Genomic DNA, 24,046 nt, shown 5'->3' on the forward strand with positions numbered 1-24,046 from the left:
ATTAATGCGCGATAGGCTGCGCAGCGTGCGGTTCGCGTACGTGCTTGTACTTGAACAGTGCGATAAACGCGAAGAACAGTACCAACGAGTATGCGGCGAAGATAAGCCACACGGGCTGCCAGTTGGTGATGCCGTTAGTGGTGTACATCTCAACCACTTTACCGCTCACCACACCGCCCAGAATACAGCCGAAGCCGTTGGTCATCATCAGGAACATACCCTGAGCACTGGCGCGAATTTCAGGTTTCACCTCTTTTTCCACAAACACCGAACCAGAGATGTTGAAGAAGTCGAAGGCGCAGCCGTAAACAATCATCGACAGAACCAGCAGCACGGTACCGAACGGGCTTGGGTCGCCGTAGGCAAACAGACCGAAGCGCAACATCCATGCAGCGATACTGATCAGCATGACGTTCTTGATGCCGTAGCGGCTCAGGAAGAACGGGATGGTCAGGATGAACAGCGTCTCAGAGATCTGAGAGATGGACATCATCACTGACGCATGTTCAACGATAAAGCTGCCAGAGAACAGCGGGTTATTGTCGAAGCTGTGCAGGAAGGTGTTGCCGAACATGTTGGTGATCTGCAGTTCCGCACCCAGCAGCATGGAGAAGATAAAGAAGATCGCCATGCGTTTGTTTTTAAACAGCGCAAAGGCGTCCAGACCGAGCATGGTGCTCCAGCTTTGGTTTTTCTGCTGGTTAGACACCGGAATATGCGGCAGGGTCAGGGTGAACAGCGCCAGCACCACGGAGAGTGCCGCCCCGATGTAGAGCTGCATATGGCTCAGTTCGAAGCCTGCGAAGCTCACGCCCCACATTGCCATGATAAAGCCGATGGTGCCCCAGATACGGATTGGCGGGAAATCGGTGACGATTTCCATACCGGCAGATTTCAGGCGGTAGTAGGAGATGGTGTTGATCAGGCCAAGCGTTGGCATGTAGGCTAGCGAGTTAAACAGGATCACCATGAACATCGCCCCCGGCGTGGTGACCTGGGCTGCCATAAACAGCGTCCCCGCACCCACCAGATGGCAAAGCATGTACAGCCATTTCGCACTTAACCATTTATCCGCCACGATCCCCAGCAGCGTTGGCATAAAGACAGCCGCAATGCCGAGCGAGCTGTAGACGGCACCGATAGACGCACCATCGAACTTGAGCGTCACAAACATATAGGAGCCGAGTGTAGTCAGCCAGCTACCCCACAGGCAGAACTGCAGAAACGACAATATTTTAAGCTGCAGCTTAAGGTTCATGTTACTTTCCTCACAAGTGAGCGGGAGATATGTTGTTATAGGAACATTCAGGGTTGTTATTTGATGCAATTCTATCAGCAGGCGAGGTTATGTTTTGTTACCTCCCGCAAAAAAATGCAATCCACATTAATTTGCAGTTTGGATTGTGATGCAAATAACATTTTCGTATGGGTGGGAGCGGGGAGGGAGCGGTCTGATGTCCTCACCCTGGCCCTCTCCCACAGGAAGAGGGCAGGGTAAAGGGTTTAGCGTCGACGGTAGTTTTTTTGCGCCGTGTTCACTTTATACAAATAACGACGCGATTCCGCAGACGGGTGTCGGGTGGTGAGCGTGGAATAGACATCCCCCGGCGCCATACTGTTGATGATATTCGCCGCCTGCACTTTGTCACTCGAGAAGACGCGCAGGACGCTGCCCGCCCCGCCGTTATACGCGGTGATCACCGCATAGCGACGTGATGTCGGGTTATCAATTCCCCCCAGGTAGACATTGTTGAGCATCGCCAGGTAGGCGGTACCGGTATCAATGTTGCTTTGCGGATCGAACAGATAACTGCGGCTCGGCGTACCGGATTTCCCCTGAGCGCGGAAGACGTCTTTACCTGCGCTGTGCTGCACGACCTGCATCAGTCCCAGCGCGTCGGAACGGCTTACCGCGTACGGGTTAAACGACGATTCGGTCTGCATGATCGCCAGGATCAGCGACTCATCCACGCCGTACTTACGCGAGGCCTGACGCACCATGCCAATGTACTTATGCGCACGTTTGTCGAGGTGGTTCGGCACGAGGTTAATGGTGACGCTGTAGATGATCTTCAGGCCGTTAGAGCGGCTTTTCAGGCGCGTCTGCAGCAGATAATCGGCAAATTTTGTGGCACGCCCTTCCCAGCGAATGGCCTGTCCGGTCTGATCGACAACCTGGCCGTACAGGAACGGTTCTTTGGAGATGGTGATGTCATCGGCGTCGGAGTAGAGATCGATTGAGCCTGGATCATCACCCATCAGTAAGGTTTTCACGATCGCCTGACGTAACCGTGCGGCAGGTTCGGTGCCTGCGATGGTTTCAACCGTGATAGTCCCCTCATCAAAGTTGATGTGGCTACGGGTCTGATAGGCGTCGGTGTACTTAACGTAGTCCTTAGGTCCGGCAATAAGAACTTCGTTAAATCCCCATATATTTTCGATGTTATGGGCAAACTGCCCCATTAAAATGTCAAAACCGTTGGTGTCCTTTATCCAGGCTTCGTTGTAATCATCGCCTTTTTTGGAAGAACAAGAGACAAGCAACGGCGCAACAAGGGCTAGCGCTAAAAATTTTTTCATCATTCCGGGAGTGCGTGTTGTGTTTGCTTGTACGGCGGAGTTGCCCCCGCACGCTGTTATTGTTCCGGCGGCGTATAGCCTTCGATGTGGACGTCTTTGCCTTCGAACAGGAAGTTCACCATCTCCTGCTCAAGCAGCTTGCGGTGCTCCGGGTTCATCATGCTGAGTTTCTTCTCGTTGATCAGCATGGTCTGTTTTTTCTGCCACTGTCCCCAGGCTTCTTTGGAAATTTCGTTATAGATGCGCTTACCCAGTTCGCCCGGATAAAGCTGGAAATCCTGGCCTTCAGCGTCACGCTGCAGGAAAGTACAAAAAATAGTTCTGGCCATACTCATTCCTCTGTTGGTGGCTGATGCTAAACCATTGCACCGGCACGTAATTGCTGTAACAGGCGCTCCACGGGAGCCGCCAGCCCGACTGATGGCGGTTGCGCTAAGTTATACCAGAGAGCCGCTCCTTCATCCATGCAGGCGGTGATTGAGGACACGGGAAGCCACATCGGTACAATATCCAGATGGAAATGGCTAAAGGTATGACGAAACGCGGTCAGCTGCGTCAGGTTATCGGCAGCGATGCCGCGCTGTTTAAGCCATTCCCGTAACAATTCTTCATCTTCAAACTGTGGGAAGCAGTATAGACCACCCCACAGGCCGCTCGGCGGCCGCTGCGCCAGAAAGACGCCTTCGCCATGCTGCATCAACAGCATGTAGCCGGTGCGCTCTGGCAGCGTCTGCTTTGGCTTTTTGCCCGGATACTGCGCCCATGCGTGGTTCGCATAAGCCACGCAGAGATTATTAACCGGGCAAAGTTCGCATTTCGGTTTTGATCGCGTGCAGACCATGGCCCCCAGGTCCATCATCGCCTGGTTAAAGCGCTCCACGCCTTTTGCCGGGGTAACCGCTTCGCTGATCTCCCACAGCCGTTTTTCGACCTCTTTTTTTCCCGGCCAGCCGTCAACGGCATAGCATCGTGCGAGGACGCGCTTCACGTTGCCGTCGAGGATCGGGAAATGTTTACCTAAAGACAGGGAGAGGATCGCGCCTGCGGTTGAACGTCCGACGCCGGGCAAATCAGCCACTTCATCGAAGGTTTCCGGAAATGTGCCGTGGTGTCGGGTCGCCACCTGCTGCGCGGCTTTATGCAAATTGCGCGCACGGGCGTAGTAACCGAGACCGGTCCACAGGTGCAACACCTCGTCTAATGGCGCATTGGCCAGGTCGGTCACCGTTGGGAAACGTGCCATAAAGCGCTCGAAGTAGGGAATCACCGTAGCGACCTGCGTTTGTTGCAACATCACTTCGGAGAGCCATACTTTGTAAGGCGTTTTTTCAATTTGCCAGGGCAGGGTTTTACGCCCGTATTTGTCGTACCAGTCCAGCACCTGGGCTGAAAATTGAGAGGCTTGCATGGTCATCGATTCGTATAATCAGGGACGCCGATTGCAGCACAGCGTCAATCTGCTGTAAACCGGATCTTTCCCATGCTTGCATAGAAGCCTTAACTTTGGATAATGCCCGTTTCCCGAACATTCTCACAAGCAGACAACTCTTTTATGAAAAACGACGTCATTTCACCGGAATTTGATGAAAACGGTCGCCCGCTGCGCCGTATTCGCAGCTTTGTCCGCCGTCAGGGTCGCCTGACCAAAGGGCAGCAACATGCGCTGGACAACTACTGGCCGGTGATGGGCGTTGAGTTCAGCGAGCAGCCTCTGGACTTTACCGAGCTGTTTGGTCGCGACGCGCCGGTAACACTGGAGATTGGCTTCGGTATGGGGTCTTCACTGGTTACCATGGCCCACGCGCGCCCGGAGCAAAATTTCCTCGGCATTGAGGTGCACTCACCAGGCGTAGGCGCATGTCTGGCAACGGCTCATGAAGAGGGCGTTGAGAACCTGCGCGTTATGTGTCACGACGCGGTTGAAGTGCTGCACAAAATGATTCCTGACAATTCTTTGACCATGGTTCAGCTCTTTTTCCCTGACCCGTGGCACAAAGCACGGCATAATAAACGCCGTATCGTTCAGGCGCCGTTTGCTGAGCTGGTAAAAAGTAAGCTGAAACTGGGCGGTGTCTTCCATATGGCGACCGACTGGGAACCTTATGCGGAACATATGCTGGAAGTCATGTCGTCTCTGGACGGGTATAAAAACCAGTCTGCAAGCAACGACTATGTACCGCGTCCGGATTCACGTCCGGTGACAAAATTTGAACAGCGTGGCCATCGTCTTGGTCACGGCGTATGGGACTTAATGTTCGAGAGGGTGAAATAATGGCAAAGAATCGTAGCCGTCGTCTGCGTAAAAAAATGCACATCGAAGAATTCCAGGAAGTGGGCTTCTCCGTTGCGTGGCGTTTCCCGGAAGGCACCAGCGTAGACCAGATCGATCAGGACGTAGATGCGTTCATTAATGAAGTGATCGAGCCAAACAAGCTGGCCTTTGATGGTAGCGGTTACCTGGCATGGGAAGGTCTGATCTGCACCCAGGAAGTCGGTAAATGCACCGAAGAACATCAGGCGCTTGTGCGCAAATGGCTTGAAGACCACAAACTGGAAGATGTCCGCGTCAGCGAACTTTTTGACGTTTGGTGGGACTAATTAAGCAGTAAGGGGCCAGCATTAGCTGGCCCATTTTGTCTGAGGGAGTGTTTAAGATGCGCAAAACGTTGCTGGCTGTTGCCTTAATGGCAACCGGATTCACCGCTCATGCGGAGTATAAATGTAGCGTCACCCCGCGTGATGACGTGGTGTTAAGCCCGCAAACCGTGCAGGTCAAAGGCGAGAACGGTCATCTGGTGATTACGCCGGACGGGAACGTCACATTTAACGGTAAACAGTACAACCTGACCCCCGCTCAGCGTGAGCAGGCGAAAGACTACCAGGCCGATTTGCGTACCGCGCTGCCGTGGATTGATGAAGGTGCCCTGACGCGCGTAGAGAAGAGCCGCGTCGCGCTGGATAAGATCATCACCAAAGAGGTGGGAGAGAGCAGTAACATGCGCACCCGCCTGACGAAGCTCGACAAACAGCTGAAAGAGCAGATGAACCGCATTATTGAGCATCGCTCCGACGGCCTGACGTTCCATTACAAGGCAATCGATCAGGTTCGTGCCGACGGTCAGCAGCTGGTGAACCAGGCAATGGGTGGCATCCTGCAGGACAGTATTAACGAGATGGGGGCTAAAGCGGTGCTGAAAGGCGGCGGTAACCCACTGCAGGGCGTGCTCGGTAGTTTGGGTGGGCTGCAGACCTCGATTCAGAACGAGTGGAAGAACCAGGAAGACGATTTCCAGCAGTTCGGCAAAGACGTCTGTAAGCGCGTGGTGTCGCTGGAAGATAGCCGCAAGGCGCTGGTGGGAACGCTGAAGTAATTTCCCCTCACCCTAACCCTCTCCCCAAAGGGGCGAGGGGATGGTTTGCGCCCTCTCCCTTTCAGGGAGAGGGCCGGGGTGAGGGTTGCAGCATTTGCAGTGTTTCAAGGATCTTTTCTAACACCGCTTCTTCGTTATTCCAGAGTTCGTTGTTCCAAAATCGAATGACATACCAGCCTTTCTCGTTAAGCCAGCACGTTCTTTGACGATCGTATTCCTGCTTTTCATCATGTTGCCCGCCATCCAGTTCAATAGCCAGATGAGCCGCACAGCAGGCGAAATCCAGAATGTAGTGATCTACAGGATGTTGTCGACGAAATTTATAATTTTCGAAGCGGCGGCTGCGCAGTAGATACCAAAGCCGTCTTTCTTCTTTTGTCAGCTCCCGTTTGAGCTGTTTTGCATAAGTACGAGTAATATCCATCCCCACACTCTGCCAGCCTTTTCCTCAGCCGGCAGAATGGGGTGCAAAATCCTGAATAAGCCTTCAGGAATCATCTGCGAGGAACAACTCAAGCAGGGAGTTTAAAAACAGTTTGCCGTGCTCGGTGATTTGCCAGTAATCCTCACACTCGGTGAGATATCCCTGCGCCAGCGCCTCGTCAATCTGCGGACGAATCGTGGCTTCCGGCAATCCGGTATAACGCGCAAACTCCGCACGTGGTGCGGGTTCCAGCAAGCGGAAGCGGTTCATAAAGAACTCAAACGGTTTATCCGCCGCCTCAACATCATGCTGACGTTCAAGGTAGCGGCCTTCCATGTAACCACGCGGATGACGCGTTTTGGCGGTACGCAGGATGCGCCCGTCAGGGAAGGTCACTTTACCGTGTGCGCCACAGCCAATCCCCAGATAATCACCAAAGCGCCAGTAGTTCAGGTTGTGCTGACACTGGTAACCCGGCTTCGCGTATGCGGAGGTTTCGTATTGCTGATACCCTGCCGCGGTCAAAAGCTGATGACCTTGCTCAAAGATATCCCACAGGGCGTCATCATCCGGCAGCACCGGCGGACGGGAACCAAACAGCGTGTTTGGCTCAATAGTCAACTGATACCAGGAGAGATGCGGTGGGTTAAGCGCGATCGCCTGACGCAGATCGTCCAGCGCTTCCTCCAGCGACTGGTCCGGCAGGCCGTGCATCAAATCCAGGTTAAAGCTGCGCAGGCCTAAGCCAGTGGCCAGGTTTGCCGCGCGCTTTGCCTCTTCCGGGCCGTGAATGCGCCCCAGACGTTTCAGCTTCGGCTCGCTAAAGCTCTGGACACCGATCGAGATGCGGTTTACGCCTGCACGTTGATAATCGACAAAACGGTCGGCTTCAACGGTGCCGGGGTTGGCTTCCATTGTTATTTCAGCATCCGCGGCCAGGTTCAGGCGCGCACGCACGCCGTCCAGCAGCGTTTGCATCGCCGGGCCAGAAAGCAGGCTCGGCGTACCGCCACCAATGAAAATGGTCTTAACTTCACGTCCCTGTGCGTAAGGTACATCGGCATCGAGGTCGGCCAGCAGATGCGCAACGTAGTCATCATGCGGCACTTCACCTTTCAGCGCGTGCGAGTTGAAATCGCAGTACGGGCATTTCTGCACGCACCACGGGATGTGAATATAAAGACTCAGAGGCGGCAAATTAGCCATTACGCAGTGCTTCCAGTAACAGTTTCAGGGCGCGTCCACGGTGGGAAATCGCGCTTTTCTCTTCGCGGGACAGTTCCGCAGCGGTTTTGCCCTCAGACGGGACAAAGAAAACCGGGTCGTAGCCAAAGCCACCACTGCCTGCCGCTTCACGGGTAATCACACCCGGCCAGCTGCCGTGGCAGACGACTGGTGTAGGGTCTTCGGCATGACGCAGATAGACCAGTACGCAGTGGAACTGAGCCTGGCGTTTATCATCTGGCACGTCTTTCAGCGCGACAAGCAGCTTTTCCAGATTCTGCTGGTCGGTGGCATCGATACCTGAATAGCGTGCGGAGTAGATACCCGGCGCACCGCCAAGGGCATCTACCGCCAGACCGGAGTCGTCGGCAATCGCGGGCAAACCGGCAATCTGTGCGGCATGGCGCGCTTTCAGGATCGCGTTTTCGATAAACGTCAGCCCTGTCTCTTCGGCGGAATCCACACCCAGTTCGGTCTGTGCAACGACATCCAGTCCAAAATCATTTAATAGCGAGGCCAGCTCGCGCACTTTACCGGCGTTACCGGTAGCGAGAACAACTTTCTGCATGGTTTAATCCTGCTCTGTCAGCGCCGCGACTTCCGTCGGGATAGATTGCGGGTTGAGAATTTTTACCTGTTTATGCCGCCCAAGTTCACCTTTCTCGATGATCACCTGGCTTTTGGCGACACGAAACTGTTTTGCCAGATATTTGGTCAGATGCGCATTCGCCTGGCCATCAACCGGTGGGGCAGTGATGGCGACTTTTAGCTCGTCGCCATGCAGTCCAACAATACTGTCACGGCTGGCTTTCGGCTGAATATACAGCCGTAAAACCAGCCCGTCAGCGCAGGTGCTCACTGCACTCATAGCGCCATCCACAGCCCCGGCAGCAGCATATCGCCCGTGGACTGTAACAGCTCAGCGATCCCCATATTCACGACGTACAGCAGCAGAACTAGGATCATCGGAGAGAAATCGATGCCGCCCATAGACGGAAGCAGGTTACGGATTGGACGCAGCAGCGGTTCAGCCAGCTGAATTAACGCGTACTCCACCGGGCTACGGCCCTGGCTCACCCAGCTCATGATCGCCATGACCAGCAGTACCCAGAAGATCAGCAGACCGACGGTTTTTATCAGGATCAGAACAGCGGCAATCCAGATTATCGGCTGGAAGGTGATAACCATAAACAGCACAATCGCTTTGATAACGCTCAGAATAAACGCGACCAGCAGAGAAGCACTGTCAATGGGGCCCATCGCCGGAATGACGCGACGCAGCGGTCCTACGATAGGTTGCGTGATTTTCACGACAAACTGCGCGAACGGATTGTAAAAATCACAGCGGGCCCACTGCATCCAGACGCGCAGTAACAGCGCCATCGTATACAGCTCAATGACCGTTGAAAGCAGGAAAGTCAACGTCTTCATGGCGTTCCTCAGGTTTCCTTATTATTGGGTGTAATCGCGCGCACCGAAAATTGCCGTGCCGATGCGTACCATAGTGCTGCCTGCCGCGATGGCGGCTTCCATATCATCCGACATGCCCAGAGAAAGCGTGTCTACCGTTTCATAGCGCGCTTTAAGCGCCTCAAATGCTACAGCCATTTGCTGTGCCACGGCAAACTGCCTTTCATAACTTGACTCCGGTGCCGGGATGGCCATTAACCCGCGCAGGGTTAAGCGCGGCAGTGCCGCGACGTCTGCTGCCAGCGCATCCAGTTCTTCCAGCGCTATACCGGACTTGCTGTTTTCGTCACTGATGTTGACCTGAATCAGCACATTCAGCGGCGGTAACGCTTCAGGGCGCTGGTCGTTCAGACGCGAAGCAATACGCAAACGGTCAATGGTATGGCACCAGTCGAAATGTTCAGCGACCAGACGGCTTTTGTTCGACTGCAAGGGGCCAATAAAGTGCCATTGCAGATCCGTCTTCCCCTGTTCCTGGAAGAAGCGAATTTTATCCACGCCCTCCTGCACGTAGTTTTCACCAAACGCATGCTGACCCGCCGCAATCGCATCTGCGATGGCGCTCGCAGGCTTGGTTTTACTCACTGCAAGTAACGTAATTTCTTCTGAAGCACGGCCGCAACGTGTTGCTGCAGCTGAGATTTTGTCCCGGACCTGTGCCAGGTTGTGCGCAATGTCGTTCATTTTCCGAGGAGTATTGTATGGATGTGGAAGAAATTGTGGCCCTTAGTGTAAAGCATAATGTCTCCGATCTACACCTGTGCAGTGATTCACCACCGCGCTGGCGCAGAGCAGGTCGTCTTGAACCCGCGCCGTTTCCGCCTCCCGAAGTCGATACGCTATTAAAGGCGTGGCTCAACGATGAACAGCAGGGAACGTGGTGGGCGAACGGGCAGGTGGATTTTGCCGTCACCCTGGCGGGCAACCAGCGCCTGCGCGGAAGCGCGTTTAAACAGACAAGCGGCGTCTCAATGACGCTGCGGCTGTTGCCCGGGGTCTGCCCGCAACTCTCCGCGTTGGGGGTGCCCCGGGTTGTTCCTGAGCTGTTATCCAGTGACAACGGGTTGATCCTGGTCACCGGGGCAACCGGCAGCGGTAAGTCCACTACGCTGGCAGCGATGGTGGATTTTCTTAATCACCATACTGACGGGCATATTCTGACGCTCGAAGACCCGGTGGAGTTTCTGTACCAGAGCGAACGGTGCCTGATCCAGCAGCGCGAGATTGGCCAACACAGCCCGTCATTTGCCGACGCGCTGCGCGGGGCGTTACGCCAGGATCCTGATGTCATACTGCTGGGAGAGCTGCGCGACAGTGAAACAATCCGCCTCGCGCTGACGGCGGCAGAAACCGGACATCTGGTGCTCGCGACACTGCATACACGCGGGGCAGCGCAGGCGATTGAGCGGCTGGTCGATACGTTTCCGGCGCAGGAGAAAGATCCGGTGCGCAATCAGCTGGCCGGCAGCCTGCGGGCGGTGCTGGCGCAAAAGCTCCTCCCCGATGCGCAGGGCGGGCGCGTGGCGCTTTATGAGCTGCTGGTGAATACTCCGGCGGCGGCGAATCTCATTCGCGAAGGAAAAACGTGGCAATTGCCCGGTATTATTCAAACCGGCCAGCAGGCGGGGATGCAGAACTTTGACCAGAGCCTGGCTGAAAGACGGGCGCAGGGGCAACTCCAGGCCCCGGCGCTCAATAACCCTGTTCGAAATAGCTTTCGAGAATGATGACAGCGGACGCGGAGTCAACGCTGCCTTTGTTGAGAGCCCTGAAGCCGCCGTGTTCAAAAAGACCTGCACGTGCTTCAACGGTGCTCAGACGCTCGTCGTGGAGCTTCACGGAGACGCCAAAGCGGCCATGGATTTTATTGGCGAACTTACGCGCTCGGGCGGTAAGCGGTTGTTCAGTGCCATCCATGTTCAGCGGTAACCCAACGATGACGTCATCCGGCTGCCACTCTTTTAGCAGGCGCTCGATGAGGTTCCAGTCCGGTGTGCCGTCACTGGCCTTCAGGGCCGTGAGCGGGCGTGCGGTACCCGTGATTCGCTGACCCACGGCGACGCCTATGCTTTTGGTGCCAAAATCGAAGGCCAGAAGTGTTCCGCTCATCAGGCATGCCCCGCTACGCCAGGCATAGTCAGGATATCAATGCCGATCAGTTTCGCGGCGTCACGCCAGCGATCGGCAATAGGGGTTTTAAACAGAATGTTCATGTCCGCAGGCGCGGTCAGCCAGGCGTTATCGAGGATCTCTTGCTCAAGCTGGCCTTTCTCCCAGGAGGAGTAGCCCAGGGCCACCAGCACTTCCGACGGCTGCTCAGCGGTACCCAGCGTTTCGAGCACGTCGCGAGAGGTCGTAATGACGGTGTTGTCAGAGATGCGAATACTGGAAGAGAAGACCGGCGGCGTATGCAGGATAAAACCGCGATCCTCTGCGAGTGGCCCGCCCAGCATCACCGGTTTATCAAGCCTGATTTCCGGCAGACGCTCTTCAGCCGAAATTTTCAGCTTGTCCAGAATCCCTTCAACCTGCAGGTTTTCCAGCGGTTTGTTGATGATAATGCCCATCGCGCCGTCTTCATTGTATTCACAAATATAAACCACAGCGCGGCGAAAAATCGGATCCTGGAGAGCAGGCATGGCAATAAGAAAGTGATGCTGTAAATTCATTGTCAGAGGTACTGTTTCCTGGTTTAAAAAGCGACAGCCCCAGTATGCGGACAAACCGGGGTGCTGTCACTAATAGTATTGAAAGGTTATTTCTGTAAACGTTTCTCGATGGCGTCCATCAGCATTCCGGTGATCGAAATCGGGAATTCCGCTTCGATTTCACGAATACAGGTTGGGCTGGTCACGTTCACTTCGGTCAGACGATCGCCGATGATATCCAGGCCGACAAAAATCAGGCCCTTGGCTTTCAGTGTCGGGCCAACGCGGCGGGCAATTTCCCAGTCGCTTTCACTTAACGGGCGCGGCTCACCGCGGCCACCGGCCGCCAGGTTACCGCGGGTTTCGCCGCCCTGCGGGATACGCGCGAGGCAATACGGCACCGGTTCACCATCCACCACCAGAACGCGTTTATCGCCATCTTTAATGGCCGGGAGGTAGTTTTGTGCCATGCAGTAACGCGTGCCCAGCTCGGTCAGCGTTTCGGCAATCACCCCAATATTCGGGTCGCTCTCTTTCACGCGGAAAATAGATGCGCCACCCATGCCGTCCAGCGGTTTCATGATGATGTCGCCGTGTTTCTGCCAGAACGCTTTCAGCTGTGCCTTGTTGCGGGTCACCAGCGTTTCAGGCGTCAGGTCAGAGAACCATGCGGTGTAGAGCTTCTCGTTACAGTCGCGCAGGCTCTGGGGTTTGTTGACGATCAGCGTTCCTTTCTCTTCCGCGCGCTCAAGGATATAGGTGCAGTAGATGTATTCGGTGTCGAACGGAGGGTCTTTACGCATCAGAATGACATTGAGGTCGGCAAGGGCAATATCCTGCTCGGTGCCGAATTCATACCATTTGTCGTAATTCTGCTCGACGTTAACGATGCGGGTGCGTGCGCGGGCTTCACCGTTGATCAGGTAAAGATCGTTCATCTCCATGTAGTGGAGTTCATAGCCGCGACGCTGCGCTTCCAGCAGCATCGCGAAGCTGGAATCTTTCTTGATGTTAATGTTTGCGATGGGATCCATCACGATGCCGAGCTTGATCATTTTCATCTCCGTTAAAAGCCTGAGGGCTCAGGCTTAGCGTTAACCCAGATCGCCAAAACGCACCTGTAGCGCGGTAATGGCTGTGAGTGCCGTTGTCTCAGTACGCAGAACGCGAGGTCCCAACAGAATATCAGTAAACTGGTAACGCGCCGTCATGGCAATTTCGTCAGCGGACAAGCCGCCTTCCGGACCAATTAGCAGGCGAACACGTTCAACGGGTAGCGGCAGCGTATTGATGCTGGCGCTGGCGCGTGGATGGAGATTGAGCTTCAGCCCGCTTTCCTCTTCAGCACACCAGTCCTCCAGATCCATCGCCGGGCGGATCTCCGGAATACGGTTGCGGCCACTCTGTTCACAGGCAGCAATGGCAATTTTCTGCCACTGCTGGATCTTTTTATTCAGACGTTCCGCATCCAGTTTAACGCCACAGCGCTCAGAAAAAAGTGGCGTAATGAGGCTTACACCCAGTTCAATGGATTTCTGGATGGTGAATTCCATCTTTTCTCCGCGCGACATCACCTGTCCCAGGTGTATGTGCAGCGGAGATTCACGGTCATCCACTTCGCCGCGCAATATCGTTACGTGCACGCTTTTTTTATCAGCACGCGTAATTTCCGCGTCGAAAACCTGATTAGAACCATCAAACAGCTGAATAGCTTGTCCTGCTCCCATGCGCAGTACGCGACCAACATGGTTGGCGGCATCGTCAGAGAGGGCAATTTCGCGGCCGACGGTAATCAGCTCAGGGTGGTAGATGCGAGGAATGCGCATAGTCAGAAATTCCATATGTCATGCGGTGTAAGCGAATTGCCGCTAGTGTAGGTTAGCTCTTTTGCGCCTGGCAAGCCCGCTGGACGTAAGGGTTGTGATTACCCTGAACTTTCGCGATGCGCGCGTCACGCTGGCATTCCCATTCCGTCACCGGATATTGCTTGTCCCATGCGTTGAACAGCTGCGTCTGCTGGCGGGAAAGGTTGAGGTCGTAACGGTCACGCATATAGAAATAGGTGCGGGCGATACTGCCGCGCGCGCGGGCTGGGGGCTCAGCGACTTTCTCTTTAAAATCAACCTTCATGCCGCACTGGCCGTACTGACCCTCTCCGCCGTTCCACTGGCTGTACATAAAGTTGCCGCGATCGCCATTCACCTCGCCAACCGCGGGTTGCAGGTTGTGCATATCGCTTTCCATCTGGCGATAGACCGGATCTTTGGCGCAATTTTTACGACCGCCATCCTGCCAGCACTGACGCTGGTGGCCAAACTGCCATGCCGGCACCACATGTTCCCACTCGATGCGGCTGGCGCGGTTTTCATTCTTACGCACTTTATAGCCGCAGGATTCGAGATCAACGATCCCTTTTTTACCCTGCCAGTTAATCTTACAACCGCAATAAAAATCACCGGGAACATCCGCGTTGACCTTTACGCCTGCCGCTTTTGCCTGGGAGAAACTGTTAATACCGTCGGCCAGAGCCTGGCCGGAGAGTGCTGTCGCCAGAAAAGCGACCGCGAGAGAAAAATTACGGGACATCTTACACTCCGTGTCAAAACGAGCCCGCAACGTAACGAATGTTGTTCCTGTATGCAATCAGTCAGATCAGGAAAGTTCCTGAAAGTTCAGTTGGTTATTCCGCGACCAGCGGTTCACCACATTTGACGCAACGGTAGGTGGCCTCGCCGCGCACCACGCGATTATGACGGCGGACGGTAAGCTGATGCTGCTGACACTGGCAGCGGTAGGGGAAGGTATTGCGGCGTACCGACTCAAGTTCAAACTGATGGGTTCTGCGTGCCGGAACGCCCAGCACGGCTTCCATCATCCACTTCCACTCTTTGCCGTGGGGTGCCACGCGGCCAAAGTGTTTCCATACCAGCAGGTGCGCCAGCTCGTGCGGCACCACTTCCTCAATAAACGCCTGCTGATTTTCCAGCATCAGCACCGGGTTCAGACGGATCTCATAAGATTCGAGCCACGCTGTGCCCGCCGCCGTGCCACGCTGTTGATAGACGAGTTTCGGCTCAGGGTAATTCCGGCCGAGTTTCAGGTTGGCCTGGGCGAGTTTTTCCCGCAGGCTGCGCATAACGGCTTGCTGAAGGGCGATGGGGAGACGGGGTGCTTTCATAGGGGCAGAGCATAAAGCGCGAAGCGGGGAGGTGCAAGAGGCACCTCCCGCCAGAGAATTAGTCGTGTGCGCCAATCTCGCGCAGTGGACGACCCTTCATCAGGTTACGTTCAATATGTTCCAGTGACACGTGTTTGGTTTCAGGAACCAGCCACAGCGTCAGAACAATAAAGAAGATGTTCAGGCCGGAGTAGACCCAGAAGGTGTTCGCGTTGCCCAGCGTATTGAGCATGGTCAGGAACGTCGCACCGACAATCATGTTGGCAATCCAGTTGGTCGCGGTGGAGCAGGTGATACCGAAATCACGCCCTTTCAGCGGCTGGATTTCAGAGCACAGCACCCAAATCAGCGGACCGGCGCTCATCGCAAACCCGACGATGAACATCAGCAGCATGCCCACTGCGAAATACTGGGCGGTTGGAGAGTGAATCCCCACGTGCATCATCGTGCCGAGAACACCCATACCGGCGGCCATCACCAGGAAGCCCAGCGTCAGGGTTGGCTTACGGCCCCAGCGGTCCACCAGACCGATAGCGATAAAGGTCGCCAGAACGTTGGTCAGCCCAACGATGACGGTCCCCCACATCTGCTCGGTGGTGTTGGTATACCCCGCCAGTTCAAAGATTTTTGGCGCGTAGTACATGATGACGTTCATCCCGGTGAACTGCTGCATCACCTGCAGGAGCACGCCCAGGAATACCGCACGACGGAAGTTGCTGTTTTCTTTAAACAGCGCCCAGCCTGACTGTTTTACCTTCAGGCTCTCGCGGATCTCTTCCAGTTCGTTTTTCGCTTCCGCGCTGGTATCGCGCAGTCGCAGCAGCACGCGTTCGGCATCGACGAAACGACGCTTCGCTGCAAACCAGCGTGGGCTGTCCGGCAGGAAGAAAACGCCAATCAGCAGCAGAATGGCAGGGATAATGATCACGCCAAGCATCCAGCGCCATGCGCCGCTGTAGCTGAACGCGGTATCGGAAAGGTAAGCTCCGAGGATGCCGATGGTGATCATCAGCTGGTACATCGAAATCATACTGCCACGGATTTTCTCGGGTGCGATTTCAGAGAGATAGAGTGGGGCGGTATACGACGCCACACCCACGGCCAGACCAAGCAGCACGCGAGAAAGCAGCAATACCTCAACGTTTGGAGCCGCTGCTGAGAAGAGCGAACCGGCAACAAACAGGATTGCACCGATCATCAGGCTCTTTTTGCGGCCCAGCCTGAAAGAGAGCCAGCCGCTGCCCACGGCACCCACGGCCGCACCAAACATCATGGAACTTACTACCCACTCCTGGGTGTGAGCGCTTATCTGGAACTCTTCAGTGATAAAGGGTAACGCACCGGCAATCACGCCAATGTCCAGGCCAAAAAGTAATCCTGCCAGGGCGGCGAGGAAGCAGACGAAAAATGTCATCGCCTTATTGGACGTACGCCCCTGTTTTTTATTGTCAGGCATTATGCCCTCCAGTTGGGTTATCAGTTTTATCGATGTTAAGGGTAAGTGAGCAACCCGTATAAATATGTGAGATAAATCACATTGGTGTAATCGGTTACACTGGTGTGCAACCGTAAATAAAATTAAAGCTTTGAAAATATAGAGGTAAATTAGTTGATGTGCATCGCGTTTGAATGAATTTCAGACTTAACTGAAAGGAAATGTAACAGCATAAGACATGCGATCATGCAAAGAGATTATTCTGAAAGCGGGGTATATCGGGTGGGGTGTAATCGGTTTCACGCAAAGCGCAATGTCAGGCTCTCTGGCTGACAAAAGCAAAAGGCCAGCACGGGGCTGGCCTTTTTTAACATTCGCTGTCAGTCGATTATTTCAGACCGGCAGCTTCACGCAGCAGAGCGGCTTTGTCGGTTTTTTCCCATGGGAAATGTTCACGACCAAAGTGACCGTATGCAGCGGTTTCTTTGTAGATTGGGTGCAGCAGATCCAGCATCTGAATCAGACCGTATGGGCGCAGGTCGAAGAACTCGCGCACTAGCAGCGTCAGTTGCTCGGATGGCACTTTCTCGGTACCAAAGGTTTCAACCATGATGGAGGTCGGTTCAGCCACGCCGATAGCGTAGGAAACCTGAATCTCACAGCGGTCAGCCAGGCCAGCAGCAACGATGTTTTTCGCAACATAACGCGCAGCATACGCAGCAGAACGGTCAACTTTAGACGGATCTTTACCGGAGAAGGCACCGCCACCGTGACGTGCCATGCCGCCGTAGGTATCAACGATGATTTTACGGCCGGTCAGACCGCAGTCACCCATTGGGCCGCCGATAACAAAGCGTCCGGTTGGGTTGATGAAGTATTTGGTTGCGGAGCTCAGCCATTCAGTTGGCAGAACCGGCTTGATGATCTCTTCCATCACTGCTTCCTGCAGGGATTTCTGGTCGATCTCTTCGGAATGCTGAGTAGACAGAACGACCGCGTCAATACCGACGATTTTGCCGTCGTCGTACTGGAAGGTCACCTGGCTTTTCGCATCAGGACGCAGCCACGGCAGGGTGCCATTCTTGCGCACTTCAGCCTGACGCTGCACCAGACGGTGTGCGTAGGTCACTGGCGCTGGCATCAGCACGTCAGTTTCGTTGGTTGCATAACCAAACATCAGGCCCTGGTCGCCCGCGCCCTGTTCCAGCGGATCGGCACGGTCAACGCCCTGGTTGATGTCCGGAGACTGTTTGCCAATTGCGCTCAGTACCGCGCAAGAGTTGGCATCAAAGCCCATATCAGAATGGACATAACCGATCTCACGAACCGTGTTACGGGTGATCTCTTCGATATCCACCCATGCGCTGGTGGTGATCTCACCGCCAACCAGAACCATGCCGGTTTTGACGTAGGTTTCACACGCGACGCGCGCTTTTGGATCCTGCGTCAGGATCGCATCAAGCACCGCATCGGAGATTTGGTCAGCAATTTTATCTGGATGTCCTTCTGATACGGACTCGGACGTAAACAGGTGTTTTGCCATGTTTTATTTCACCTAAAAGGAATTTGTTTAGCTCAAGCTGCTGTGTGGAATAGCCAAAGGAGATAATTCTACCAAGGCCTGCAGGTTAATGACACTGGCAGTCTGAGTGTTAATCAGTATGGATGGATTAACATCTGGATGGCTATTTTAGGTCAGTTCTTCGCCCGATTTCCAGTTTTTTTTGACTAACCTCTCACTGAGTTGAATTCGCTGCTGGAAATTTTTCCTGACGGGGCTGGCAACCCGCGCATTTATCTTTTGCAATTTACCCCTGTTCTCGGTATAAAACGCGGCGCGCGGCTCATACCAATAAGCGCTCGATGAACTCATCGTGTCGCCACTTCCAGCCGGGTTAAGCAGTGAACTTTTAGCTTTGGCTTGTGGTCCGTTTCAGCAGGAGCGGCCGTGGAGGTGATACGAGATAATGAACCAGTGTTTTCCGCTAATTCAGCGCAGCCGTTCTGGCGCGTATTTGATTCCCGCAACCCGCATTTCTAATCTGCAAACCTGCCGATGTTATACCCATCTCGGGGCTTCTCAGGATTCCAGGGCCGGTCACGCTTTGTGAAAACTGAACAAGGGCGCTCTTGTTAAGACAAGAGTTTTCTCGTGGTTTCGCCGAACGTTGTCATAATTAAGTTCGGACACGTGTTTACAATGATATGAATATGAAACCGGTCGCACGGTCTGGTTTTCAGCATAGTCTGCTGGGAAATGGATCCGTTTATGGGTTGTTATCGCCGTATAACGCTGCGATAGTAGTCAACTGTTTTACACTTAATACAAAGAGTTGAGGTTCGCTATGTCTGACGACATGTCTTCGCTTTCGCCTTCGTCAGCGGGCGAACAGGGTGTACTACGTTCCATGCAGGAGGTTGCGATGAGCTCCCAGGAAGCCAGCAAGATGCTGCGCACTTACAATATTGCCTGGTGGGGCAATAACTACTACGACGTCAACGAACTGGGCCATATCAGCGTTTGCCCGGATCCTGACGTTCCTGAAGCGCGCGTGGATCTCGCCAAACTGGTGAAAGCACGCGAGGCGCAGGGCCAGCGTTTGCCTGCACTGTTCTGCTTCCCGCAGATCCTGCAACATCGTCTGCGTTCCATTAACGCCGCGTTTAAACGCGCGCGTGAATCTTACGGCTATAAAGGCGATTACTTCCTGGTTTACCCTATCAAGGTGAACCAGCACCGCCGCGTGATTGAATCCCTGATCCACTCCGGTGAACCGCTGGGCCTGGAAGCGGGTTCCAAAGCGGAGCTGATGGCCGTGCTGGCACATGCTGGCATGACCCGTTCGGTGATCGTCTGTAACGGTTATAAAGACCGTGAATACATTCGTCTGGCGCTGATTGGCGAAAAGATGGGCCACAAGGTCTATCTGGTTATCGAGAAGATGACAGAGATCGCTATCGTGCTGGAAGAGGCGGAGCGTCTGAACGTTATCCCGCGTCTGGGCGTGCGTGCGCGTCTGGCGTCGCAGGGCTCCGGTAAGTGGCAGTCCTCAGGCGGCGAAAAATCCAAATTTGGTCTCGCGGCGACCCAGGTTCTGCAGCTGGTTGAGATTCTGCGTGAGCGTGGTCGTCTGGACAGCATTCAGCTGTTGCACTTCCACCTCGGCTCGCAGATGGCCAACATTCGCGACATCGCCACCGGCGTACGCGAATCAGCACGTTTTTACGTTGAGCTGCACAAGCTTGGCGTAAACATTCAGTGCTTCGACGTGGGCGGTGGTCTGGGCGTGGATTATGAAGGTACCCGCTCGCAGTCCGACTGCTCCGTGAACTACGGCCTGAACGAATATGCCAATAACATCATCTGGGCGATTGGCGATGCCTGTGAAGAGCACGGCCTGCCGCACCCAACGGTGATCACCGAGTCTGGCCGCGCGGTTACCGCACACCACACCGTGCTGGTATCGAACATTATCGGCGTTGAACGCAGTGAAATTTCCGAGGTAACCCCGCCGGCTGAGGACGCGCCTCGTGCGCTGCAAAGCATGTGGGAGACCTGGCAGGAGATGCACGAGCCGGGTACCCGCCGTTCGCTGCGCGAGTGGCTGCACGACAGCCAGATGGATCTGCATGATATTCATGTGGGGTATTCATCGGGCACGTTCAGCCTGCAGGAACGCGCATGGGCAGAGCAGCTTTATCTGAACATGTGCCACGACGTACAGCAGCAGCTGGATCCGAGCAACCGTGCTCACCGTCCGATTATTGACGAACTGCAGGAGCGCATGGCGGATAAAATGTACGTCAACTTCTCGCTGTTCCAGTCGATGCCGGATGCCTGGGGTATCGATCAGCTGTTCCCGGTTCTGCCGCTGGAAGGGCTGAACCACGCCCCGGAACGTCGTGCGGTGCTGCTGGACATCACCTGCGACTCCGACGGTGCTATCGATCACTACGTCGACGGCGACGGTATCGCGACCACGATGCCTATGCCAGAGTACGATCCGGAGAACCCGCCGATGCTGGGCTTCTTCATGGTCGGTGCTTATCAGGAGATCCTCGGCAACATGCATAACCTGTTCGGTGACACCGAAGCGGTTGACGTGTTTGTCTTCCCTGACGGCAGCGTGGAAGTTGAGCTGTCCGACGAGGGGGACACCGTGGCGGATATGCTCGAATACGTTCAGCTGGATCCGAAAAAGCTGCTGACCCAGTTCCGTGACCAGGTGAAAAATACCGGTCTGGACGATGCGCTGCAGCAGCAGTTCCTGGAAGAGTTTGAAGCGGGTCTTTACGGATACACCTATCTGGAAGACGAGTAAGTAAACCTGCCTCTCTCTGTTGGAGAGGGGCGGCGTGAGGGCAAGGGGCACTACCCTCGCCTATACTCACTTGAACCCGTATGAATTAGCGGCGATAATTCGCCCCAATAAGCGATTTACAAATCAATCCCTTCCTCGTCGGGTTTAACGACGCGGAGGGGATTTTTTTTCATCTGTTTTTAATGTATCGACTTTAAAGAGGTCAGGACATGAGCACTTTAGGCCATCAGTACGATAACTCTCTGGTATCTAACGCGTTTGGTTTTTTACGTCTCCCGATGAACTTCCAGCCGTACGACAGTGACGCTGACTGGGTGATCACCGGCGTGCCGTTTGATATGGCCACGTCAGGCCGTGCTGGTGGCCGTCATGGTCCGGCAGCTATTCGTCAGGTCTCCACTAACCTGGCCTGGGAGCACAACCGCTTCCCGTGGAACTTCGACATGCGCGAGCGCCTGAACGTGGTTGACTGCGGTGACCTGGTGTACGCCTTTGGCGACGCGCGCGAGATGAGTGAAAAACTGCAGGCCCATGCCGAAAAACTGCTGGCTGCCGGTAAACGCATGCTCTCTTTCGGGGGTGACCACTTCGTCACGCTGCCGCTGCTGCGTGCTCACGCGAAGCATTTCGGTAAGATGGCGCTGGTGCATTTTGATGCCCATACCGACACCTACGCGAACGGCTGTGAATTCGACCATGGCACCATGTTCTTCACCGCGCCAAACGAAGGTCTGATCGATCCAAACCACTCTGTGCAGATCGGTATCCGTACCGAGTTTGATAAAGACAATGGCTTCACCGTGCTGGATGCCGGCCAGGTGAACGATCGCGGCGTGGATGACATCATCGCTCAGGTAAAACAGATTGTCGGCGATATGCCGGTTTACCTGACCTTCGATATCGACTGTCTGGATCCGGCGTTTGCCCCGGGCACCGGCACGCCGGTGATCGGCGGCCTGACCTCTGACCGCGCCATCAAACTGGTGCGCGGCCTGAAGGATCTGAACATCGTGGGTATGGACTTGGTGGAAGTGGCTCCGGCTTACGACCAGTCAGAGATCACTGCTCTGGCAGCGGCCACCCTCGCGCTGGAAATGCTCTACATCCAGGCCGCGAAAAAAGGCGAATAAGCCTTACGCCCGGATTGCTGCTGCGCGACGCATGCGCAGCAGCAACATGCCTCCTGCCAGCAGGGTGATAACCTGCGAGACGACCAGCACCGAAAAACCGGAGCTGACTGAACCCACCGATTTCATCACCATCCCCATCAGCAGCGGAATAAACGCCGCGCAAATATTCCCAATCCCGTTGATGATCCCGTAGGCACTGCCAACGGCTTCCCGCACCGCATGATGCTGGATAACCGCCGGAATGGCCGCCCCCTGAAGTCCCCAGAAAATATTGGCCGAGAGCATAAACAGCGCCAGCCAGCCGGGCTGGTGGCTCAGCATCAGCATGACGACGGAACTCGCCGTTAAGATCCCGCCCACCACAAACAGCAGCGGTGCCTTGTCCGGGCGCATTTTGTCGAGCAGCACACCGCCCAGAAACTTTGAGCCAAGACTCAGCAGAAAGGGGATAGCCGCGAGAAAGCCGGTCGCGTGCAGGGAGAAGTGGTGTTCATCGCGCAGCCAGGCCGGAAGCCAGGCGCTGCTGCCCCAGAGATAACTCAGCGTGGCGATTTCAACCAGCAGGATCCAGCCCAGAAGCGGCGTCTGCCAGGCAAGCGTAAAGGTCTGCACAAACCCGGACGTTCGGCGCTTTTCCGTATGTTGAGGGGCCGGCAGGAAACGCCAGATTAACCCTCCACCCAGCGCCAGATTGATCGCCGCGAGGGCATAAAATGAGCCCGCCCAGCCAAGGTGTGCCATCAGCCAGGTGATCAGCGGAAAGCCTACCGCCAGCCCCAGTGAAACGCCCAGCGCGGTAATGGCGTTGGGCTTACCAATTTCCCCGGCGCTAAAGTTATCGCTGATAAAGCGTGTTTTCAGTGAAAAGAGTGGGCCTTCGGCAATGCCCAAAATCAGTCGGGCGATGAGCATGCCCATCAGCGACCCCAGCAGTGGCGAGATGGCGCAGACCACGGCCCATATCGCAATGCTGGTTAACAATCCCTGTCGGTAATGTAATTTGCTTTCGATAACTGGGGTCAATAGTAAAGCGGAAAAACCATAACCCAGCAAAAAGCAGGTCATGAGCATTCCTTGTAACATTCTGTTTTCATTTAGCTGAAAATGTTCGGCAAATTCAGGGTTTAAAATCATCACCGAGATATTTACGCGGTCAACGTAGGAAATAATAATGAGCACCAGAAGTGCCAACGTGCCTTGCCATCTTGCCGTCATTTAATCCGCCTTAATCGTGCTGTCTGTTTATATTTTTTATGAACGTTATTGTCACGTAACTAAAATGATTCACCTGTGAAACTCATTGTTTTAATGAGATAAATTAAATTAAAGTTTCACAGGTGAAACACCAGAGGTATGCGCACATATAATTTTTAAGGAATAAAAATAAAAGAAGTCAATCTCTATTTAAAAAATAAAAGATCATCAAAAAAATGTATTCATTCACGCCTGAATAATGAAAATTTCATATCGCTGCATTTTTTCGTGATCGCTTGCACACTTAGCTAATTAAACCTCTACTGATTAACAAATTCGTCACATTCGCGCTTGACGAAACATTCTTCGCTTTTATATTGACCGTATTAAATAAGAAACAGAGTTTCATATATGAAACAAAAGCCTGGAGGATCGTGATGAGCTGGATAGGCGTATGTGACGCAGAACAAGTACAGGAAGATTTCCCTTTTAGCGGTAACGTCGAGGGCAAAGAGATCGGCGTTTATTTGATTGATGGCGAATATTTCGCGCTGGAAGACGTATGCCCGCACGCTTACGCGCTGCTGAGTCAGGGTTTCGTCGAGGACGGTAAAGTGGAATGTCCGCTGCATGAGGCGGTTTTCGATGTCAAAACCGGCCAGTGCCTGCACGGCCCTGGCGGACGTAACCTCAATCGTTACCCGGTTCGGGTATTTGAAAACCAGATCCAGATTACCTTCGTCGAGGAGACAGTGGCATGAGCGAAAGTCTGAACTTCAACCCGGCGCTGCCGGAAAGCCGTCAGTTTACCCCTCCGGCTGAGGGCGGTAACGGCGCCATCCATAAGCCCGGTGATTACCAGAACCTGATCTGGCAGACCCGCAGCCGCGTACCGGAAAACTGGGAAATCACGCTTATCTCCACGCTGGAAGACCTTTTCGAACAGGGCGCTGAAACCGTGCCGGAACTGGTCAACGGGCTGAACGCGGTACGTATGCACGATCAGCAGGGCGAGCCATGGAGCGATGCCAGCTTCCAGGCTTTCTTACAGGTTAACGGCTACTGAGGGC

At 54.4% G+C, this 24,046-nt stretch carries 28 protein-coding genes; 9 read left to right on the forward strand and 19 right to left on the reverse strand.

Annotation, left to right across the window (positions count from 1 at the left end; all coding sequences use genetic code 11):
- Nucleotide 1: 1 nt before the first annotated feature.
- The 4 genes from QE396_RS20815 to mutY form a co-directional block, all read right to left on the reverse strand.
- Nucleotides 2–1,258, reverse strand: a complete 1,257-nt coding sequence (locus QE396_RS20815; protein WP_020883685.1) for a nucleoside permease — start codon at nucleotides 1,256–1,258, stop codon at nucleotides 2–4.
- 245 nt (nucleotides 1,259–1,503) lie between these two features.
- On the reverse strand, nucleotides 1,504–2,580 hold the full coding sequence (mltC, locus tag QE396_RS20820; RefSeq protein ID WP_025203253.1) for a membrane-bound lytic murein transglycosylase MltC: 1,077 nt from the start codon (nucleotides 2,578–2,580) through the stop codon (nucleotides 1,504–1,506).
- 56 nt (nucleotides 2,581–2,636) lie between these two features.
- A complete protein-coding gene (locus tag QE396_RS20825; protein WP_032678953.1) occupies nucleotides 2,637–2,909 on the reverse strand; it encodes an oxidative damage protection protein in 273 nt (90 codons plus the stop codon).
- Nucleotides 2,910–2,935: 26 nt separating this feature from the next.
- The gene (gene mutY / locus QE396_RS20830) at nucleotides 2,936–3,988 is read right to left on the reverse strand and encodes an A/G-specific adenine glycosylase (RefSeq protein ID WP_181012589.1); all 1,053 of its coding nucleotides are present in this window, start codon (nucleotides 3,986–3,988) and stop codon (nucleotides 2,936–2,938) included.
- Between the two features lie 144 nt (nucleotides 3,989–4,132).
- On the opposite strand from mutY, the gene trmB reads away from it, so the two are divergent.
- The 3 genes from trmB to QE396_RS20845 are packed head-to-tail and all read left to right on the forward strand — an operon-like array spanning nucleotide 4,133 to nucleotide 5,951.
- Nucleotides 4,133–4,852, forward strand: coding sequence for a tRNA (guanosine(46)-N7)-methyltransferase TrmB (trmB, locus tag QE396_RS20835; RefSeq protein WP_020883687.1), 720 nt, complete (start codon nucleotides 4,133–4,135; stop codon nucleotides 4,850–4,852).
- Nucleotides 4,852–5,178, forward strand: coding sequence for a YggL family protein (locus QE396_RS20840; protein ID WP_020883688.1), 327 nt, complete (start codon nucleotides 4,852–4,854; stop codon nucleotides 5,176–5,178). The genes trmB and QE396_RS20840 overlap by 1 nt, the downstream gene beginning before the upstream one ends.
- A 56-nt stretch (nucleotides 5,179–5,234) precedes the next feature.
- Nucleotides 5,235–5,951: a DUF2884 domain-containing protein gene (locus QE396_RS20845; RefSeq protein ID WP_020883689.1), complete on the forward strand. Its 717-nt coding sequence runs from the start codon at nucleotides 5,235–5,237 to the stop codon at nucleotides 5,949–5,951.
- 61 nt (nucleotides 5,952–6,012) lie between these two features.
- Here QE396_RS20845 and QE396_RS20850 read toward each other — a convergent pair whose 3' ends face one another.
- From QE396_RS20850 to QE396_RS20875, 6 genes are all read right to left on the reverse strand, one after another.
- Nucleotides 6,013–6,375 (reverse strand): endonuclease domain-containing protein, encoded by a 363-nt coding sequence (locus QE396_RS20850; RefSeq protein ID WP_020883690.1) that lies wholly within the window; start codon nucleotides 6,373–6,375, stop codon nucleotides 6,013–6,015.
- 63 nt (nucleotides 6,376–6,438) lie between these two features.
- Entirely contained in the window at nucleotides 6,439–7,581 is a 1,143-nt protein-coding gene (gene hemW / locus QE396_RS20855) for a radical SAM family heme chaperone HemW (protein ID WP_020883691.1), read from the reverse strand.
- Nucleotides 7,574–8,167, reverse strand: a complete 594-nt coding sequence (locus tag QE396_RS20860) for an XTP/dITP diphosphatase (RefSeq protein ID WP_020883692.1) — start codon at nucleotides 8,165–8,167, stop codon at nucleotides 7,574–7,576. The genes hemW and QE396_RS20860 overlap by 8 nt, the downstream gene beginning before the upstream one ends.
- 3 nt (nucleotides 8,168–8,170) lie before the next feature.
- Nucleotides 8,171–8,467 carry a DUF167 family protein YggU gene (gene yggU, locus QE396_RS20865; protein WP_014885193.1) on the reverse strand — a complete coding sequence of 99 codons (297 nt, stop codon included), beginning with the start codon at nucleotides 8,465–8,467 and terminating at the stop codon, nucleotides 8,171–8,173.
- On the reverse strand, nucleotides 8,464–9,030 hold the full coding sequence (locus QE396_RS20870) for a YggT family protein (protein ID WP_309952350.1): 567 nt from the start codon (nucleotides 9,028–9,030) through the stop codon (nucleotides 8,464–8,466). The genes yggU and QE396_RS20870 overlap by 4 nt, the downstream gene beginning before the upstream one ends.
- Before the next feature lie 21 nt (nucleotides 9,031–9,051).
- Nucleotides 9,052–9,753: a YggS family pyridoxal phosphate-dependent enzyme gene (locus QE396_RS20875; RefSeq protein WP_020883693.1), complete on the reverse strand. Its 702-nt coding sequence runs from the start codon at nucleotides 9,751–9,753 to the stop codon at nucleotides 9,052–9,054.
- Between the two features lie 17 nt (nucleotides 9,754–9,770).
- On the opposite strand from QE396_RS20875, the gene QE396_RS20880 reads away from it, so the two are divergent.
- Nucleotides 9,771–10,796, forward strand: coding sequence for a type IV pilus twitching motility protein PilT (locus QE396_RS20880; RefSeq protein WP_020883694.1), 1,026 nt, complete (start codon nucleotides 9,771–9,773; stop codon nucleotides 10,794–10,796).
- Here the strand turns inward: QE396_RS20880 and ruvX are convergent.
- The 8 genes from ruvX to metK form a co-directional block, all read right to left on the reverse strand.
- The gene (ruvX, locus tag QE396_RS20885) at nucleotides 10,762–11,178 is read right to left on the reverse strand and encodes a Holliday junction resolvase RuvX (protein ID WP_014171567.1); all 417 of its coding nucleotides are present in this window, start codon (nucleotides 11,176–11,178) and stop codon (nucleotides 10,762–10,764) included. The two genes, QE396_RS20880 and ruvX, sit on opposite strands and share 35 nt — an antisense overlap.
- On the reverse strand, nucleotides 11,178–11,738 hold the full coding sequence (locus QE396_RS20890; protein ID WP_020883695.1) for a YqgE/AlgH family protein: 561 nt from the start codon (nucleotides 11,736–11,738) through the stop codon (nucleotides 11,178–11,180). The genes ruvX and QE396_RS20890 overlap by 1 nt, the downstream gene beginning before the upstream one ends.
- Nucleotides 11,739–11,824: 86 nt before the next feature.
- Nucleotides 11,825–12,772 carry a glutathione synthase gene (gene gshB / locus QE396_RS20895; protein ID WP_020883696.1) on the reverse strand — a complete coding sequence of 316 codons (948 nt, stop codon included), beginning with the start codon at nucleotides 12,770–12,772 and terminating at the stop codon, nucleotides 11,825–11,827.
- Between the two features lie 39 nt (nucleotides 12,773–12,811).
- On the reverse strand, nucleotides 12,812–13,543 hold the full coding sequence (rsmE, locus tag QE396_RS20900) for a 16S rRNA (uracil(1498)-N(3))-methyltransferase (protein WP_020883697.1): 732 nt from the start codon (nucleotides 13,541–13,543) through the stop codon (nucleotides 12,812–12,814).
- Nucleotides 13,544–13,595: 52 nt separating this feature from the next.
- On the reverse strand, nucleotides 13,596–14,303 hold the full coding sequence (endA, locus tag QE396_RS20905; protein WP_020883698.1) for a deoxyribonuclease I: 708 nt from the start codon (nucleotides 14,301–14,303) through the stop codon (nucleotides 13,596–13,598).
- A gap of 94 nt (nucleotides 14,304–14,397) precedes the next feature.
- Complete coding sequence (locus QE396_RS20910; RefSeq protein ID WP_032670169.1) at nucleotides 14,398–14,895, reverse strand: SprT family zinc-dependent metalloprotease; 498 nt, start codon at nucleotides 14,893–14,895, stop codon at nucleotides 14,398–14,400.
- Nucleotides 14,896–14,953: 58 nt separating this feature from the next.
- Nucleotides 14,954–16,351, reverse strand: a complete 1,398-nt coding sequence (gene galP, locus QE396_RS20915; RefSeq protein WP_014171560.1) for a galactose/proton symporter — start codon at nucleotides 16,349–16,351, stop codon at nucleotides 14,954–14,956.
- A gap of 367 nt (nucleotides 16,352–16,718) precedes the next feature.
- Nucleotides 16,719–17,873: a methionine adenosyltransferase gene (gene metK, locus QE396_RS20920; protein ID WP_014171559.1), complete on the reverse strand. Its 1,155-nt coding sequence runs from the start codon at nucleotides 17,871–17,873 to the stop codon at nucleotides 16,719–16,721.
- 662 nt (nucleotides 17,874–18,535) lie between these two features.
- Here metK and yqgB point away from each other — a divergent pair.
- The 3 genes from yqgB (at nucleotide 18,536) to speB (ending at nucleotide 21,782) form a co-directional block, all read left to right on the forward strand.
- A complete protein-coding gene (gene yqgB, locus QE396_RS20925) occupies nucleotides 18,536–18,667 on the forward strand; it encodes an acid stress response protein YqgB (RefSeq protein WP_071605459.1) in 132 nt (43 codons plus the stop codon).
- A gap of 8 nt (nucleotides 18,668–18,675) precedes the next feature.
- A complete protein-coding gene (gene speA / locus QE396_RS20930) occupies nucleotides 18,676–20,652 on the forward strand; it encodes a biosynthetic arginine decarboxylase (protein ID WP_020883700.1) in 1,977 nt (658 codons plus the stop codon).
- 209 nt (nucleotides 20,653–20,861) lie between these two features.
- Entirely contained in the window at nucleotides 20,862–21,782 is a 921-nt protein-coding gene (gene speB / locus QE396_RS20935) for an agmatinase (protein ID WP_309952357.1), read from the forward strand.
- Nucleotides 21,783–21,785: 3 nt separating this feature from the next.
- On the opposite strand, the gene QE396_RS20940 is transcribed toward speB, so the two are convergent.
- Nucleotides 21,786–22,997 carry an MFS transporter gene (locus QE396_RS20940; protein WP_020883701.1) on the reverse strand — a complete coding sequence of 404 codons (1,212 nt, stop codon included), beginning with the start codon at nucleotides 22,995–22,997 and terminating at the stop codon, nucleotides 21,786–21,788.
- A 416-nt stretch (nucleotides 22,998–23,413) separates the two neighbouring features.
- On the opposite strand from QE396_RS20940, the gene QE396_RS20945 reads away from it, so the two are divergent.
- Nucleotides 23,414–23,737, forward strand: coding sequence for a non-heme iron oxygenase ferredoxin subunit (locus QE396_RS20945; RefSeq protein ID WP_020883702.1), 324 nt, complete (start codon nucleotides 23,414–23,416; stop codon nucleotides 23,735–23,737).
- Nucleotides 23,734–24,042, forward strand: coding sequence for a recombinase-like helix-turn-helix domain-containing protein (locus tag QE396_RS20950; protein ID WP_014171555.1), 309 nt, complete (start codon nucleotides 23,734–23,736; stop codon nucleotides 24,040–24,042). The genes QE396_RS20945 and QE396_RS20950 overlap by 4 nt, the downstream gene beginning before the upstream one ends.
- Nucleotides 24,043–24,046: the final 4 nt, after the last annotated feature.

The sequence above is a fragment of the Enterobacter sp. SORGH_AS_0287 genome, assembly GCF_031453695.1.
GTDB classification, from domain to species: Bacteria; Pseudomonadota; Gammaproteobacteria; order Enterobacterales; family Enterobacteriaceae; genus Enterobacter; species Enterobacter ludwigii.